Origin of the sequence: Rhodococcus sp. IEGM 1307, assembly GCF_030056915.1 — a bacterium.
In the GTDB taxonomy this organism is placed as follows: Bacteria; Actinomycetota; Actinomycetes; order Mycobacteriales; family Mycobacteriaceae; genus Rhodococcus_F; species Rhodococcus_F opacus_D.
In genome coordinates this window covers 94,066-111,121 of the sequence record NZ_JASHKW010000013.1, presented here as the reverse complement: position 1 = coordinate 111,121, position 17,056 = coordinate 94,066, and the positions used below count along the sequence as shown (strand labels likewise).

15 protein-coding genes are annotated in these 17,056 nt (G+C 64.9%); 12 read left to right on the top strand and 3 right to left on the bottom strand.

Features of this window, described 5'->3' with window-relative positions:
- Positions 1-5 precede the first annotated feature (5 nt).
- The 3 genes from QM841_RS24770 to QM841_RS24760 all read right to left on the bottom strand — a co-directional run bounded on the left by QM841_RS24770 (position 6) and on the right by QM841_RS24760 (position 4,192).
- Positions 6-1,103 (bottom strand): NAD(P)-dependent alcohol dehydrogenase, encoded by a 1,098-nt coding sequence (locus QM841_RS24770; protein WP_283334094.1) that lies wholly within the window; start codon positions 1,101-1,103, stop codon positions 6-8.
- Positions 1,104-1,436: 333 nt separating this feature from the next.
- On the bottom strand, positions 1,437-2,465 hold the full coding sequence (locus QM841_RS24765) for an LLM class F420-dependent oxidoreductase (protein ID WP_164065596.1): 1,029 nt from the start codon (positions 2,463-2,465) through the stop codon (positions 1,437-1,439).
- 71 nt (positions 2,466-2,536) lie between these two features.
- Positions 2,537-4,192 carry a fatty acid--CoA ligase gene (locus tag QM841_RS24760; RefSeq protein WP_283334091.1) on the bottom strand — a complete coding sequence of 552 codons (1,656 nt, stop codon included), beginning with the start codon at positions 4,190-4,192 and terminating at the stop codon, positions 2,537-2,539.
- Between the two features lie 186 nt (positions 4,193-4,378).
- On the opposite strand from QM841_RS24760, the gene QM841_RS24755 reads away from it, so the two are divergent.
- The 12 genes from QM841_RS24755 (at position 4,379) to QM841_RS24700 (ending at position 16,929) form a co-directional block, all read left to right on the top strand.
- A complete protein-coding gene (locus tag QM841_RS24755) occupies positions 4,379-5,611 on the top strand; it encodes a cytochrome P450 (protein ID WP_283334089.1) in 1,233 nt (410 codons plus the stop codon).
- The gene (locus tag QM841_RS24750; RefSeq protein ID WP_283334088.1) at positions 5,608-5,802 is read left to right on the top strand and encodes a ferredoxin; all 195 of its coding nucleotides are present in this window, start codon (positions 5,608-5,610) and stop codon (positions 5,800-5,802) included. The genes QM841_RS24755 and QM841_RS24750 overlap by 4 nt, the downstream gene beginning before the upstream one ends.
- Before the next feature lie 4 nt (positions 5,803-5,806).
- Positions 5,807-7,039: an NAD(P)/FAD-dependent oxidoreductase gene (locus tag QM841_RS24745; protein ID WP_283334086.1), complete on the top strand. Its 1,233-nt coding sequence runs from the start codon at positions 5,807-5,809 to the stop codon at positions 7,037-7,039.
- A 39-nt stretch (positions 7,040-7,078) separates the two neighbouring features.
- A complete protein-coding gene (locus QM841_RS24740) occupies positions 7,079-8,242 on the top strand; it encodes a thiolase family protein (protein WP_283334084.1) in 1,164 nt (387 codons plus the stop codon).
- Between the two features lie 25 nt (positions 8,243-8,267).
- Positions 8,268-8,651, top strand: coding sequence for a Zn-ribbon domain-containing OB-fold protein (locus tag QM841_RS24735; protein ID WP_283334082.1), 384 nt, complete (start codon positions 8,268-8,270; stop codon positions 8,649-8,651).
- A 94-nt stretch (positions 8,652-8,745) separates the two neighbouring features.
- Positions 8,746-9,447, top strand: coding sequence for a TetR/AcrR family transcriptional regulator (locus QM841_RS24730; protein WP_005262669.1), 702 nt, complete (start codon positions 8,746-8,748; stop codon positions 9,445-9,447).
- A gap of 506 nt (positions 9,448-9,953) precedes the next feature.
- Entirely contained in the window at positions 9,954-11,507 is a 1,554-nt protein-coding gene (locus QM841_RS24725) for a long-chain-fatty-acid--CoA ligase (RefSeq protein WP_283334080.1), read from the top strand.
- A gap of 49 nt (positions 11,508-11,556) precedes the next feature.
- On the top strand, positions 11,557-11,961 hold the full coding sequence (locus QM841_RS24720) for an SCP2 sterol-binding domain-containing protein (RefSeq protein ID WP_283334078.1): 405 nt from the start codon (positions 11,557-11,559) through the stop codon (positions 11,959-11,961).
- Between the two features lie 29 nt (positions 11,962-11,990).
- The gene (locus QM841_RS24715; RefSeq protein ID WP_283334076.1) at positions 11,991-13,517 is read left to right on the top strand and encodes an aldehyde dehydrogenase family protein; all 1,527 of its coding nucleotides are present in this window, start codon (positions 11,991-11,993) and stop codon (positions 13,515-13,517) included.
- Positions 13,514-14,617, top strand: coding sequence for an NAD(P)-dependent alcohol dehydrogenase (locus QM841_RS24710; RefSeq protein WP_283334075.1), 1,104 nt, complete (start codon positions 13,514-13,516; stop codon positions 14,615-14,617). Before QM841_RS24715 ends, QM841_RS24710 begins: the two co-directional genes overlap by 4 nt.
- Positions 14,618-14,936: 319 nt before the next feature.
- Positions 14,937-15,368, top strand: coding sequence for an ester cyclase (locus tag QM841_RS24705; RefSeq protein ID WP_283334073.1), 432 nt, complete (start codon positions 14,937-14,939; stop codon positions 15,366-15,368).
- A gap of 289 nt (positions 15,369-15,657) precedes the next feature.
- Positions 15,658-16,929, top strand: a complete 1,272-nt coding sequence (locus QM841_RS24700) for a lipase family protein (protein ID WP_283334071.1) — start codon at positions 15,658-15,660, stop codon at positions 16,927-16,929.
- Positions 16,930-17,056: the final 127 nt, after the last annotated feature.

Genomic DNA, 17,056 nt, shown 5'->3' with positions numbered 1-17,056 from the left:
CGCGGTCAGGGATGCGGGAGGAGGACCGGTTTGATGGTCGCGCCGCTGGCGGCGTCCGCCTCGGCGGCGGTGATCTCGGAGAACGGGTAGGTGCGGATCAGCCGGTCGAACGGGAACCGGTCCTGGCGCCAGAGTTCGATCAGGCGGGGCAGCAGCAGCTGCGGGACGGCGTCGCCTTCGAGGATTCCCATGATGTTCTTCCCGGCTGCCAGCGCGGCCGGGGCGAGGACCAGTTCGCGGGTTGCGGCGCCGACGAGACCGACGGTTCCGGTGGGCCGGAGACTGTCGATCGCCGACGCGATGACCTGCGGGGCCCCGGTGGTGTCGAGGGCGGCGTGCACGCCGCCACCGGTCAACTTCCGGATCTGGCGGGCCACGTCGTCCGCTGCCCCCTCGATCACGTCCGTCGCGCCGAGTTCGAGGGCGAGGTCGAGTCGGTTCGTGTGCAGGTCGACCGCGACGATCCGGGAGGCGCCGGCGACCCGGGCGGCCATGACTGCGGACAGACCCACCGCTCCGGCCCCGAAGACGGCGAACGTGTGCCCCGTACCGACTTTCAGGGCGATCAGCGCGGACCCGGCGCCGGTCTGGATCCCGCAGCCGAGCGGCCCCATCAGGTGCAGGGGCAGATCCTTGTCGACAACTACGACGTTCCGAGCACTGACGACCGCGTGGGTGGCCAGGGAGGACTGACCGAACCACCGTGACGCAATGGCGTTGCCGCTCAGGTCGGTGAGAGGGCCGGGGCCATCGGGGCCACGGCCTGACAGATTGCGCGCGAAGAACGCGAAGCAATACGCCGGGTGCCCATCCACACAGTTCTCGCACAGCCCACAGGAATCGAAAGACAACAGAACATGATCGCCGACCTCGATGCCGGTGACACCAGCGCCGACTTCCTCGACGACTCCGGCCCCCTCGTGGCCGACCACGATCGGCGGCTGAGCCAGGAACGACGGGTCCCTGGGTAGAACGTCGGTGTGACAGAACCCGACACCGGTGATGCGAACCCGTAGTTGGCCACCGGTCGGGTCGGCCAACTCCACCGTCTCGATCTCGAACGGTGCGTCGTGGTGGCGCAGCACTGCGGCTTCGATGCGCATCGGAAAGCTCCCTCTGTTCGGTGCGGTAACCAGAACGTACAGCTGACCGCCTGTACGGTCAATAGCAATTGGCGAGCTCGCTAGACCAGGTCCATGCGTTTCGATATCGTGCGGAACTACGAGGACGCGTCGAGCACCTCCTCAACGAATTCGCGATGAGGGACGCCCAGGAGATCTCGGCGCGAGCCCATCCCCCATCGTCGTCACGACACCCACTGCGGCCGTCACGTAAAGCAGTTGAGCAACACTATGATTCGGAGTTCGTCGGACATGTGGTCATCACTTTTCGACCACCGGGGCGCTACCCTGCTCCATCGCGTGCTGCACGTCTCATTACGCGAGTAGTTCTGCAACCGCCTCGATCGAGGAGTAACCGAGGCCTTGAAGCAGCAGCGTTTTGACCGCCGTCTTCTCCCATCGAACGAGGTCTTCTTTGATCTTGTCTCGTGATCCGACAAGGGCGACATCCTCGACCATGGCCAGGGGCACCGATGCTATTGCTTCAGATTTGCGCCCCTCCAGGTAAAGACGCTGAATGTGCGCGCATTCCGCTTCGTAACCCATGCGCACAAACACTTGATTGTGAAAGTTGGCTTCCTTGGCACCCATTCCACCGACATAGAGAGCGATGTTGGGCCGGACAACGTCGGCTGCCTTCTCGATGTCGTCGTCGATGACGATGGGGACCGTCGCGGCAATGTCGAAATCGTTCAGAGATCGGCGGGCCCCGGGTTTCGAGAATCCTTCCTCGAGCGCTGCTCGATAGAAGTCGTCCATTCGGGGCGAGTAGAAGATCGGCAGCCACCCATCGGCGATCTCGGCGGCGAGTGCGATGTTCTTGGGCCCCTCGGCCCCGAGATAGATCGGGATCTCGGGACGAATGGGGTGGATCATGGACCGAAGTGGCTTTCCAAGGCCGGAGCCACCTTGCAGCGGGAGTTGGTAGAACAAACCATCGTGACTCACGGGTTCGTCTCGTCGCACGAACTTACGGACGAGTTCGACGTATTCTCTTGTGCGAGCGAGTGGTCGAGGATACGGCTGCCCGTACCATCCCTCGACGACCTGTGGCCCCGAGACGCCCAGACCCAGGATGAAGCGGCCTCGAGACAGGTGGTCCAGTGTCATCGCCGCCATGGCGGTCGCCGCTGGGGTCCGCGCCGACATTTGCAGGATGTTGGTGCCCAACTTCACGGTACTGGTTGAGGCGCCGTACCACGCCAAGGGGGTTAAGCAGTCGGATCCGTAGGTCTCGGCAGTCCAGACCGAGTCGTAGCCGAGACTCTCCGCAAGGGAGAATGCCGCTCGTTCGTCGTCTGAGGGCGCGGTAGACCAATAGCCCAGGTGAAATCCCAATTTCATCGTTTGCTTGTCCTTACTTCGTCGTCATGGGTGTGGTTCGTTGTCGAGGTATGTGAATCCGGTCGTCGCGTCTACCGAGACGGGGGAAGCACGCTGTCACCCGTCCGGGTGGTCCGGAGGTCGTTGACCGCCAGCTCGTCGGCGTCGTAGCGGCGGCGCAGGTCCTTCTTGTCGAGCTTGCCGACGCTGGTCTTGGGGAGGACGTCGACGAAGGCCCACCGTTCGGGGAGCCACCAGCGTGCGACCTTGCCGTCGAGGAAGGCGAGAAGTTCGGGTGCGGTGGCGGTCGCGCCGGGGGCCAGGGTGACACAGACGAAGGGGCGTTCCTCCCATTTCGGGTCAGGTACGCCGATCACAGCAACCTCGATGATGGCGTCGTGCTCGAGCAGGGCATTTTCGAGTTCGACCGTGGAGATCCATTCTCCGCCGCTCTTGATGCCGTCCTTGAGTCGGTCCTTGAGCTGGATCCACCCACCATCGTGCAAGACCCCGAGGTCGCCGGTGCGCAACCAGCCGTCGTCGAACTTGTCCGGTGCTGCGGCGCGAAAATAGGTGCCCGCGATCGTCGCGCCGCGCAACTGGACTTCGCCGACGGACCGGCCGTCCCATGGCAACTCGTCGCCCGTTTCGCTGACGATGCGTGCCTGCACTCCGGGGACGATGCGCCCCGTCAGGCTCGCCCACTGTGCGAGGTCGGTGTCGGGTGTGTTGCGGGGTGGGCGGGAGAAGGTGAGCAGTGGGCTGGTCTCGGTCATGCCCCACCCTTGCGTCAACGCGACGCCGTGGTGGGTCGCCATGCTCCGTACCAGTGCGGCCGAGAGAGGTGAGCCACCGGACACGGCGAGCCGCAGGCTGGTGAGGTCGGCTGCGTTCGTGCGGGCGTATTCGTCGAGGCCGGTCCACAGTGTCGGCACGGCCGCGGCAGCCGTGGGCGCGAGGTCGGTGATGATGCGGGCCAGGTGGTTGATCTGGAGGTACCGGTCGTTGAGGATGATGTCGGCCCCGCTTGTCCAGGCGGCGTGCGGCCAGCCCCAGGCGTTGGCGTGGAACATCGGCACGATCGGCAGGACCCGGTCGGCGTCGGAGAATCCGAAGGCGCTGCCGGTGGAGATCTGCAGGCTGTGTAGGTAAATCGACCGGTGGCTGTAGGCAACGCCTTTCGGGTCGCCGGTGGTGCCGGTGGTGTAGCAGAGCGCGGCGGCGCTGCGTTCAGGCAGGCGCGGCCACCGGAAGTCGGTCTCGGTATCCAGCACGTCGTCGAGGCAGTGCAGTTGCACACCGGCGGGAACGGTCAGGTCCGCCTCGCCCGCGATGATCACGTGCTCCACGGTGGGGAGGCGGTCGATGATCCGCTGCAACTGGGGTACCAGATCGGCATCGACGAGGATCACCTTGTCCGCCGCGTGATTGGCGATGTAGACGATCTGATCATCGTGTAGTCGCAGGTTCAGTGTGTGCAGCACCGCGCCCATTCCCGGTACCGCGAAATAGGCGGCCAGATGCGCCGGGCTGTTCCAGCACAACGTGGCAACGACATCGTCCTCGGACACGCCGAGGCGGTGCAGACCGGCGGCCAGGGAGGTCACCGTGGTCCCGAACTCCCGGAACGACACTCGCCGCACCTCGCCGCCCTGATAGTGCAGCACCGAACTCTCCGGATGCGTGCGGAGGCCGTGCAGGAACAAATCCGACACGAGGAGATCGACATCTTGCATGGTGCTGTGCATGGCAGTCCGTCCTGGCTGTGAGGAAATACGGGTTCGTCTTTGCTGCCCTCGGCCTGGCCCCGGTTCGCGACAGCCGGTCTTGACCCATGGGCAGCTGCTCCCTACTCTAGACCGTACGTACGGTCAGTCAAGATGGTTGCTGATCCTCTACTCGACAAATTCCCCTGCCAGCCCGAAGGACACGTCATGACGCTATCGGCACTGCACACCGACCTGGGAAGCCCGGACGCATACTCAAACGGAGTTCCGCACCAGGTGTTCGCCGAGCTTCGCCGCCACGAACCGGTGGCCTGGATCGAAGAACCGACCGGTGACGGCTTCGCCGGCGGGCCGGGATTCTGGGCGGTCACCCGTTATGACGACGTCATGACGGTCTCGAAGAACCCCGACACCTTCTCGTCCCACAAGGGCTCCTCGTTCCTGCGCGATCAGCGGCCCCAGGACCTGGCGGCACTGCAGCAGATGATGCTCAACCTCGACCCCCCGGACCACTCCCAGATGCGATCGATCGTCAGCAAGGTCTTCACCCCGAAGATGGTGCGCGGCATGTTCGACACCATCACCGCCCACGCCCATGACATCGTCGACGCCCTGCCCGACGACCGCGAGATCGATCTCGTCGAGCACGTCTCGGCGGAGATGCCGCTGCGGGTGCTCGCCGACGTCCTCGGCGTGCCATCCGAGGACCGGCACCTGCTCTACGACTGGACCAATCGCATGGTCGGACTCGACGATCCCTCGTATGGAGGGCGTGAGGCTTTCCTCTCTGCGTTCATCGAGATGTTCAAGTATTCCAACGCACAAACCAACGCCAAGCGCGCCGAACCCGGCTCCGATGTGTGGTCCCTGATCGTCAATGCGGAAGTCGATGGTGCCCGTCTGTCGACCGAGGAGCTCAACCGATTCTTCCAACTGCTGGTCATCGCTGGAAACGAAACGACGCGCAACCTGCTGACCGGCTTCGTCCTCACGCTGAGTGAGCACCCGGACGAGCGCAGCAAGCTGGCCACCGACTCGGCGCTGCTGCCGAAGGCCATCGAGGAGGTGCTGCGGTTCCACTCCCCCGTCATCCAGTTCCGGCGCACGGTGACCCGGTCGACCGAACTCGGCGGCAAGCAGCTGCACGAGGGACAGAAGGTGGTTATGTTCTACGTCTCGGCCAACCGGGACGAAGCACAATTCGATGACCCGGACGCCTTCCGCATCGATCGGGGTGCCGCCAATCACCTTGCCTTCGGTGCCGGCACCCATTTCTGCCTGGGCAACAGCCTCGCCCGGCTCGAGGCGAAGGTGCTGCTGGAAACCCTCTTCGCGCGGTTCCCGCATTGGCAGGTCACCGGTCCCCCGGACCGGTTCCGGTCGAACTTCATCAACGGGATCAAGAAGCTGCCCGTTCACCTCGGAAAGGCCACGTCATGAAGATCTGCGTCGACCGCACCAAGTGCACCGGTCTCGGTATCTGCGAATCCCTCGCCCCGGACATTTTCGAGATCGACGATGCCGGTGGGCTGTTGCTGCTGCGTGAGGATGCCGATGCCAGTGTCATCGACGACGTCCGGGCGGCAGTCGAGGGGTGCCCGACCGAGGCACTCACGCTCGTCGAGGAGTGAGACCATGTCCGAACAGAATCTCGTGGTGGTCGGGGCGTCATTGGCGGGTCTGCGTGCCGCCGAGGCAGCCCGCAAGGCCGGCTTCACCGGATCGGTGACCCTCGTCGGCGCCGAGGAACACCTGCCGTACGACCGTCCCCCGTTGTCGAAGGCGTACCTCGACCCGTCGCCGACGCCCCTGGACACCACCTTCAGGGCCCGTGAGGTCTTCGACGACGCGGGAATCGACCTGCGTCTCGGAACCACGGCAACACAGTTGGATCCGGCGGACAAGACGATTCACACCTCGCACGGCCCGCTGCCCTACGACATCGCCGTCATCGCGACCGGATCGTCGGCGCGGATGCTTCCGGGCACGGCTGCCATGGCCGGCGTCGTCACCCTCCGCACACTCGACGACGCAGTCACCGTGCGCACCGCCCTCGACAACCGGGCCCGCACAGTGGTCGTCGGTGCCGGATTCATCGGCTCCGAGGTTGCCTCGGGGGCACGCAAACGAGGCCTGGACGTCACCGTGGTCGAGGCCCTGCCGGTCCCCCTGGTGCGCGCGATCGGTACGGACATGGGCCGTGCCTGCGCGGACCTTCACCGGCGCAACGGAGTCGACCTGCGCTGCGGCGTCGGGGTCGAGAAGGTCCTCGGCAACGGACACGTCGAGGCAGTGCAATTGTCGGACGGATCAACTCTCGACGCAGATCTGGTCGTGGTCGGCGTCGGCGCGGACCCCGCCACCGAGTGGCTCGAGACCTCGGGCATCACACTCGACCGCGGTGTCGTCTGCGACGACACCATGGCGACCTCGCTGCCAGGGGTCTACGCCGCCGGCGACATCGCTCGCTGGCACAATCCGCTCTTCGATGCATCCATGCGGCTCGAGCACTGGACCAGTGCCGCAGAGCAGGGAGCCCTCGCCGTCCGCAACGCGCTCGACCCACAGGCCGCGAAGCCGTACAGCACCGTGCCCTATTTCTGGTCCGACTGGTACGACACCCGGATCCAATTCGTGGGAGTGCCCGAGGCCGACGAAATACACATTGTCACCGGACATCTCGACGACGGACAGTTCGTGGCGCTCTACCGCCGCGGCGACCGGGTCGTGGGCGCACTTGCCCTCGACCACCAGACCCACATCATGAAATATCGTGCCCTCATCGCCAAGAGCGCGAGCTGGGAGCAAGCGCTCGACTACGCGCGCACCCGCCCGCCCAAGGACGCGATGCTCGACGCGAACCGCTGACACGAGCCCCACCCGGACACACCGCAGAAAAGAGGGTCGATGCCACAGCGCAACGCCACCATCGTCGGATACGGCCTCACCGAAGTGGGCAAGGTCTTCGGGAAAACCGCGCGCGGATTCGCCGCGGAGGCGGTCCGGTTGGCTGTCGCCGACGCCGGACTGTCCCTCGGCGACATCGACGGGCTCCTCGTCAACGCCCGCACGGGAACCGATCTCAATCTGACCCTCGCCCGCACCCTGGGGCTCGGGAATCTTCGGCTGCTCAGCGAGATCAATGCATTCGGCGCCTCGGCCGCCATCATGATCGCCCAGGCCTCGAAGGCGGTGCTGTCCGGCGAAGCGGAGGTCGTGGTGTGCGTGTTCGCCGACGACCCCAAGAAGCAGGACACCGGCGGAGCGCACGCGTACCGGACCAGCTCCCTGACGGCGACCGGCTTCCGCAGCGCAGAGACCGCAGCCGGGTTCACCAGCGTCAATCACCGCTACGCACTGGCCGCGCGCCGCTACATGGACCACTACGGCCTCACCTCCTCCCACCTCGGCGCCGTGGCGGTATCCCAACGGGCGTGGGCACTCGACAATCCGGTGGCCCAGATGCGAGCACCGTTGACCCTGGACGAGTACCACCAGTCGCGATGGGTGGTCGAACCGCTACATCTGCTCGACTGCTGCCTCGTCTCCAACGGTGGTGCCGCAGTCGTGGTGACCACCCCGGAGCGAGCCCGGGATCTACCGAATACACCGGTGTACGTCCGCGGGTGGGGCCAAGCCCACCCGGGATACGTCCTCGAACGTGACAGCGATTTCGGCCTCGTGACCGGCGCCGCCATATCCGGGCCGGCGGCGCTGAAGATGGCCGGAATGACCGTCGACGACATTGACCTGCGGGAAATCTACGATTGCTACACCTACACCCTCCTGGTGACGCTCGAGGACTACGGATTCTGCGGTAAGGGCGAAGCCGCGGAACTAGCCGCCAGCGGGGCACTCGCCCCCGGCGGCACCCTGCCCACCAACACCGGCGGCGGGCAACTGTCCTCTTTCTATCTGTGGGGCATGACCCCGTTGATAGAAGCCCTCACGCAACTGCGAGGAGAAGGCGGCCGACGGCAGATCCGTGAGCACGCCACCGCCATCGTCAGCGGCAACGGCGGCATTCTCGACCACCACGGCACCCTGGTTCTCGCCACCAACTCGGCGTGAACACCAGCAACGGCGAAGGAACACGATGAAATTTTCCGCCATCCGGGACGAGACCTCGGCACCGTACTTCGATGCCCTCCGGGAGGGCAGGTTGATCTTGCGGTCATGCACCCGTTGTGGGCATATCGGCCGGCCCGACACCCTCAGCTGCAGCTCATGCCACAGCGACGAGCTCACCTGGGTCGGCTCCACTGGTGACGGGGTGGTGGTGTCGGCAGTCGTCGACCACGCGAGTGCGCCCGAGCCCACCGTCCTTGCGCTGGTCGAGCTCCGAGAAGGACCGTGGATTGCCAGCCGCATCCTCGACGTCGCCACCGCGTCCGACGTCCCGGTATGCACACCGGTGCGGTTGCGCATCACCGAATTTGCCGACGGTGAAGCGATTCCCACGTTCGTTCTCGCCACCTGACCATCACATCGACGGTGCGCCGAATCCACGACTGATCACACAGCGCTTAGACTGAGTGCACAATCAGGACCGTGAACGAGGTGGAGGTAGCGCGATGGCAAAGGCCGGTACCCGGCTGGCCGGAAAAGCCAACGAGATCCTCGAGGTCTTCACGCACAACGTCGCGCAGTTCGGCTACGACGGGACGAACCTGAGCGACATTGCCAACGAGTTGTCGATCTCCAAGGGCACGATCGTCCATCATTACGGCACCAAGGATCGCCTGCTCGCCGCCCTGCACACGTCCTACATGCGCCGCCGCCTCACCGAAGCGAAGCTACTGATCGGCAAACTCGATCATCCCGAGCAGCAACTCGCGGGACTGCTGTTCGCGTTCATCCTCTACCAAGAGCACGACCGCGACGCCACGATCGCGTTCCAGCGCGAGGTCATGCGCCTGGCAGCGCTCGACATCGACACCGAGGGACTCGAACTACGCGCCGAATACATCCAGCTGGTGCGTGACGTGATCGAAGCCGGAATCGCCGCGGGACGGCTTCGAAAAACGGATCTGCGGATTCAGTCACTGCTGATGTTCGGATCCGCGCAATGGGCCTACACCTGGTTCGACCCGAGCGGTGACGAATCCGCCGAAGAGGTCGGGGCAGCACTGGTCGATCTCGTGCTGGGCAGCCTCCTGGTCCGTCGCGCAGCGCTGCCGGCGTTGGCGGATCCGAAGGGCCTGGCCGCCCAGACTGCGCGGCAGTGCCTGCTCGAAGCGTCCGCCGAATCCGGCAGCGGGCTCCCTGCATCCTGACCACTACACCGCGTCGCGGCGAGACCAACGCTCGCGCCACGACGACGGTGGACCACGCCCGCCAGTTCAGCGGCACCTAGCGGGGAAAAGGGGCATCGGTCACCACTCGGTGCTGGGCCCATCCGTGTCGAGACTCTCTCCCGCCACGCGGAACTCCTGAACCGGGTCGGGTCGCTGAATACCAGGGCCATGAGTAGTCAGGCGGCCGCGCATATGCATGCGCACCGACCCTGGGACCAACGCGCATACGATCCGGACCTCTTTGCGTGGCAAGGATTTACGAACAGAAATCACATTCCTTCCGATAAGTGTCCCCACTGGGCACTCGGCACAGCGCCCCGACTGGATAGCCCCGGAGGCGAGAGCTCTCCATATTCGGTTCTTCCGGCCAAATTCTTCGGTGACCCCTTGTGCTGCACGTCACGATTCTGCTTTACTGACCGTGCGTACGGTCACTAGTTGAGCCGGGCGAAATGGACTGAACAATCCCCCTCGAGAGGTGCCTGATGGCTTCACCCATCCACCATGTCTTCGACCCGATCACATACTGGGTATCGCAGGATCCCACCCGAGTCGCGCTGCGATTCGAGGAAGAGTCGTGGACGTGGCAACAGTTGTCGGACCGGGTGCGGCGTAACGCCGCAGCACAGTCCGCACTCGGGCTGGCGCCCGGTGACCGGGTCGCGTTCCTGGACAAGAATCACCCCGCCAGCCTCGAGACCACGCTGGCGTGCGCCGTGGCCGGAACGGTGAACGCGGTACTGAACTACCGCCTCGCACCGTCCGAATTGGCCTACGTCATCAACGACAGCCGTGCCGAACTGCTGATCCTCGGCGCCGAATTCGTCGATGTCATCGACACGATCAAGCCGAACCTCGACCACGTGCGCACCATCATCGTGCTCGGTGGTGAGGCGGACGAATACGAGGCATGGCTCGGCAATGCCCCGCCGCGCGAGACTGCTCATCCAGCCCATCCGGAGGACTGCTTCCTGCAGCTCTACACCTCCGGCACCACCGGGCACCCGAAAGGGGCCATGCTGACGCACCGTTCCGTGGGCGCGCACAGCATTGCGGCCAGCGCGGCTTTCGGCTTCGCTCGAGACAGCGTGAACATGGTGGCCATGCCGCTGTTTCATGTGGGCGGCACCAGTTGGGCGCTGGCCGCGATGTCGCAGGGCGCGGAGACGGTCCTCGTGCGTGAGGTCGTTCCCGCGATGGTTCTGGATCAGATCATCCGCCAGTCGGTCACCCATGCGTTCTTCGTCCCCGCTGTCATCCGGTTCTTCCTGCAGGTTCCGGGTGTGTCCGCACTGGACTTCCGGTCGCTGCGCTGCCTCGGATACGGCGGATCACCCATGCCCGAAGCCCTGCTCCGAGAGGCGATGAGCACCTTCGACGTCGACTTCTACCAGGTCTACGGCATGACCGAGGCGTCCGGAGTGTTCTGCGTACTCGGGCCGCAGCACCACCGCGATTCCGCCCGGCCCGAACGCCTCCGCGCAGCAGGCCAACCGATCGAGGGTGTCGAGGTCCGGGTGGTGGATCCGGCCCTCGGGGACGAAGTGCCCGTCGGTGAGGTCGGCGAATTCCAGATCCGCGGACCGCAGGTGATGACGGGATACTGGCAGCGCGAGTCGGACACCGCCGCCAGTTTCGATGGCGAGTGGTTCAAGACCGGCGACGCCGGCCGACGGGACTCCGACGGGTTCTACTACGTCGAAGACCGGGTCAAGGACGTCATCATCTCCGGCGGCGAGAACATCTATCCCGCCGAGGTGGAACGTGTGGTGAGTGAATTCCCCGGCGTCGCGGAAGTCGCCGTCATCGGCGTCCCCGACGACAAATGGGGCGAAGTGGTCCGCGCAGTCGTGGTCGCGGTCAGCGGCGCCGACATCGACGAAGACAAACTGCTCGACTTCTGTGCCGCTCATCTGGCCGGTTACAAGCGGCCCCGCACCATCGACATCGTTCCGAGCCTGCCGCGCAACGCGACAGGAAAGATCCTCAAACGCGATCTGCGCGCACCGCATTGGGCGGGCCGCAGCCGATCGGTCTGACTCCAATCCGGTCAGCACACACCACTACCCATCCGAAAGGGACACCACCATGAGCTACTTCACCGACGCCGCCGAGGTCTACCGCTACCTGGGTGGAGTCTTCCGCGCAGCCAACGACGAACCGACCGCCGGCCCGGCGCTCAAGGACGCCGACATCATCCTCCGACTCGACTACACCAACCCCGATTCGTCGATCACCGTCGCACTGAAGCCAAAAGGCATCGAGGTGATCGAAGGCGAAAACGACCTCATCCCGGATGTCCGGTTGGCGATGTCCGCCGACAACGGCAACAAGTTCTGGCGCGGTGAGTACAACGTGGCGGTGGGGTTGGCCAAGGGCCAGGTCAAGGCAAAGGGCCCGGTGTCGAAGATCCTCAAGCTGATTCCGATCTCCAAGCCGCTGTTCCCGATCTACAAGAACCTGGTCGCCGAGAAAGACGCCCAGCACAGCTGATCCCCCCGGCACCCGAGCAAGGACATCACATGACAGCCATACCGCACTACACCCAGTTCATCGACGGTCATTGGGTCGATACCGACCGCACGTTCGACATCATCGACCCCGCGAACGGCGAACTGGTCGCCACCGCCGCCCGCGGCTCCGTCGAGAACCTCGACCAGGCGGTCGCCGCAGCCAAAGCCGCCCACGCCCGGGGTGAGTGGCGCTCGAAGACGCCGGACGAACGCGCCGACATCCTGTCGGCGATGGTCGCCGACCTGTCCGAGCGCATGGACGAACTGGTCGCTCTGCACGTCAAGGAGAACGGCGTCACCATCCGCCAGGCAATGGCCTTCCACGTCGGCTACTCGATCTCACACCTGCAGTACTTCGCCGACCTGGCCCGCACCTACGAATTCGAACGATCCGGTCCGCAATTGTCCTACCCCACACTGGCATCCGGGATCGTGCGCCGGGAACCGATCGGTGTGGTCGGCGGCATCGTGCCGTGGAACTTCCCGCTGCTGCTTGCTGTGTGGAAACTCGGTCCCGCTCTGGCGGCCGGCAACACCATCGTGCTCAAGCCCGACGAGAAGACCCCGCTCACCCTGCTCGAACTGGCCAAGTCGGCAGAACGAGCCGGGCTGCCGAAAGGTGTCCTCAACATCGTCACCGGTGCCGGCGAAGAAGTCGGAGCCCGTCTCGCCGCACACCCGGACGTACGCAAGATCGCCTTCACCGGCTCGACGGCGGTCGGCCGGGAGATCAGCAAGCTTGCCGCGGAGAACATCAAGAAGGTCACCCTCGAGCTCGGCGGCAAGGGACCGAACATCGTGCTCGCCGACGCCGACATCGACTCCGCGGTCGACGGGGCACTCTTCGCCTGCTTCCTCTACGCCGGTCAGGCATGCGAGTCGGGAACCCGGTTGCTGCTGCCCGAGAGCCTGCACGACGAATTCGTCGACCGCCTGGTGCAGCGGGCGGCGACCATCAAGGTCGGCGACCCGTCGGAGTTCGACACCGACATCGGTCCGGTCATCTCCGCCGAGCAACACGCCCGGATCCTCGACTACATTGAAATCGGCCAGAAGGAAGGCGCAACCCTGGCGTTCGGCGGCGAACCGCCCACCGGAACACAGTTCGAGCAGGGGCACTGGGTACGCCCGACGATCTTCACCGATGTCATGCCCGAGATGCGCATCGCCCGCGAGGAGATCTTCGGTCCCGTCCTGTCGGTTCTGAAGTACCGCACCGTCGACGAAGCCGTCGCGATCGCCAACGACACCGAGTACGGATTGTCGGCCGGGGTGTGGAGCGAAGACCTCGAGGCTGCACTCGACGTCGCGGCGCGAATCGAGTCGGGCACCGTCTGGATCAACGACTGGCACATGGTCAACGCTCTCTACCCCTTCGGCGGTTACAAGCAGAGTGGGAACGGCCGCGAACTCGGACCCCACGCGCTCGACGAGTACACCGAGGAGAAGTTCGTCCACGTCGACCTCTCACGCTCCCTCGATCGCAAGGTGTACGACCTCGTCCTGCCCGCGGCCCAGGCGGCGGTGGACCGATGACCCACGCACGTGTCGCGCTGTTCGAGGCGCCGGACGAGAAGCTCACGGTTGTCGATGTGCAGGTCGGTCCGCTCGCCGAGGACGAGATCCGGATCCGCGTCGCCGGCGTCGGGATCTGCCACACGGACCTCACCGCTCTGCGTGGCGGTGTTCCCCTGCCCTTGCCGGCGGTGGTCGGCCACGAAGCATCCGGGATCGTCGAAGAGGTCGGGGCCGAGGTGACGACCCTCGTACCCGGTGACCGCGTCGTGGTCAGTTTCGACTCCTGCCGAACGTGCACTCAATGCACCTCGGGTCGGCCGGCCTACTGTGAGTTGTTCGCGGCGCTGAACTACTTCGGCACACGCCTGGACGGCTCGACCACGATGAGCCGTGACGGCGAACCGGTCCACGGCAACTGGTTCGGCCAATCCTCGTTCGGAACCCACGCCGTCGCGAGCGTACGCAACGCCGTCAAGGTCGACGAATCCTTGCCCCTACATCTGTTGGGGCCCCTCGGCTGCAGCTTGCAGACCGGGGCCGGCACCGTGATGAGTGTCCTGCGGGCAAAACCCGGGCAGAGCATTGCGGTGTTCGGTCTCGGCGCTGTCGGGCTCAGCGCTCTCATGGCGGCCAAAGCGCTCGGCTGCACACCGATCATCGCGATCGATCCGAATCCGGAACGTCTGAACCTGGCCAGCGAACTCGGCGCCACCCACACCCTCGACCCCAATGCGATCGACGACCTCGCGTGGGCGGTCACCGACATCAGCGCCAACGGTGTCGATTTCAGCGTCGACGCCGTGGGGCTCGAGTCCGTCGTGCAACAGGCGCTGGCAGTGCTGCGATCCCCAGGCATCTGCGCCACCCTCGGACTACAAGGCCTCGAAAACGACATCGTGATCGACCAAGGCCATCTTCTACTCGGTCGCACACTCACCGGCGTCATCGAAGGCGACGTCGACCCCCACCAGTTCATCCCCCAGTTGGTCGACCTGTGGAAGAACGGACAGTTCCCCTTCGACAAACTGATCGAGACCTACACCCTGCCGGACATCAACGAGGCCATCGCGGCAGCCGCCGCGGGTTCGGTCATCAAACCCGTGATCGTATTCGACTGAGCACAAGATACCGGGAGACATGCTCGATCATCTGACGATGGCGAGGGTGTCCCTCCCGGCGTGCCTGACGAATGACGACGCTGTCGATGATCCGGACTCCCGGCAAATCAACGGTGCACCTCCGAGAAACTACAGTCACCGGAGCGTGATCTGCGCTCCTCCGCGTGACACCGTGGCGGTCCGCAACGGGACCGCCCACGCCACCTCGCATAAACCAGTGCAGTGGCCGCTCCGGGCTCAGGACCACGGGACCCGCCAGTGGTACACACACCGCATCCACCAACACATCACCGTGTTCAACCATGAAGGATCTGACTCGATGCCTATCGACACCCCCGCTGTCACTTCTGATTTCATACAGAATTTCTTCGCTTGCGTCGATGCGCACGATTTCGACCGGGTCGAATCGATGCTCGATCCCGAGTGCGAGATTGTCGCTCCTGGATTCACTCAGGTCGGTGCCCCCTATGTGTGCCTCTGGATGGCGGGTTTCTTCGCGGCATTTCCCGACCTCCGCCATCGACCGCGCCGCGTTGTGGTCGATGGCGACGAGATCGCCTTCGAACTGCACGTGACCGGGACGCACACGGAAGACCTCCCGCTGCCCGACGGCTCGAGCATCCCACCGACGGGGCGGTCCCTCGACATCACGCTGGGGGAATTCTGGACACTCGCCGAAGGTCGGGTGAAGAACTACACCGTGTACTACGATCACCACGACTTCCTCACCCAACTGTCTGCACTGGATTGAAACCTCCGGCCAGGAATCACATAGGGGAAATCCCGGATCGGGGCCAAACAGCTCCGCCGATTGTTCCTGCTCTGCAGGTGGGAACACCGCGGAATGCTCAGCATCCGTGGCCATCTCATCCCCGAAAGCTACCGAAAAATGCTGACCTCATCGCGGCATACCTGCCGGCGCATCGCTTGCTCAGCAGTCGTTCATCCACGCAACCTCCGTTCGGGGGGGTGGTGGTGCTACAGCGAGGATTGCCAGAGTCATGATCCACAACATCACTGATATCCCTAGGAGAGTTCGGATGAATCGTCGTCGTTTTCGCGCCGTGACCGCCGCAGCAGTCACGCTCGCTGCGGTGGCTATGTTCGGGTCGGCTGGACAAGTGGTGGCGGAACCGGTAACCGCAGCCGCGGCGGATTTCTATCTCCCACCGAATCCGCTGCCCGCCGGTAACAGTGGGGATCTGATTCGCAGCGAACCCTTCCGCCCGCTGGGTGGTTCCCCGTTGGCGACTCTGGTGCCGGCCGCGTCCGCCACCCGAATCATGTATCTCTCCTCCGACACCGTCGGCGCACCGGTCGCGGTCACCGGAACGATTTTGGAGCCGACCGCGGCGTGGTCGGGGTCCGGGCCACGCCCCCTCGTCAGCTATACCTTCGGCACCATCGGCGCGGGCGACAATTGCGCCCCCTCGAAACTGATCGCCGACGGCATCACTACCGATGGTGCCGGAACACCGATGCCCAACCTATACATTCTCGACGTCGTGTCGCTGCTGGCACGCGGCATCACCGTCGTGGTCACCGACTATGAGGGGCTGGGCACCCCGGGCGCACACACTTACCTGCAACCGGTACCCGAAGCGCACGCCGTCCTTGACGCAACACGCGCCGCCATTCGCTCCGGCGCAGCGACACCGCATGCGCCGGTAGGAATTTGGGGATACTCACAAGGCGGCTCGGCAGCCGGTGGCGCCGCCCAACTCGCCCGCAGCTACGCTCCGGATCTCAACCTCGCGGGCACCGTTGTCGGCGCACCGCCGGCGAACGTCGCCTCTACCCTGTCGAACCTCGACGGCAAAGCGCTCACCGATGCGATCGGGTTCTTCCTCAACGGCCTGCTGGCCAGCCACCCGGAATTCACGAATGCGGTCACCACGATGCTCAACTCCGACGGGATCGACTTCCTGCACCGCACCGCAACCGAATGCGACGTGAACGCCCTGCTCCATGCCTATCAGCCCACCAGCTCGTTGACGGTCAGTGGCCGACCCATCACCGACGAACTGCAAGCCAATTCCGCGATCCGGGCTGTTCTCGACAGCTTCAACCTGGGCAAACTAGCCCCCGCTGATCCCGTTCTCCTCGCTCAGAACGTCAACGACGACGTCACCCCGGCCGCGGACACCTACGCCTTGGAGAACGCCTGGCGTGGTGCCGGCGCCGACGTGACCGTCGCACGCCTCGACACGCCCCCGCTGCTACCGCAACTCGGGGCCGCGGGGCATGCGGCCGGGCTTCTCCTCGACAATCCGACCGCTGTGCAATGGCTCATCGGCCGGTTCAACCATTGACACCCTGGCCGATCGGCAACCGAAGCCGCGGTCCCGTAGGGCCGGTGGTCGCGGGTGACGCGGTGCTCGCCGCGACGGCGGTGTGGGCGGGGGCCAGACGATCGACATGCGTTGAGGACACTTCGAG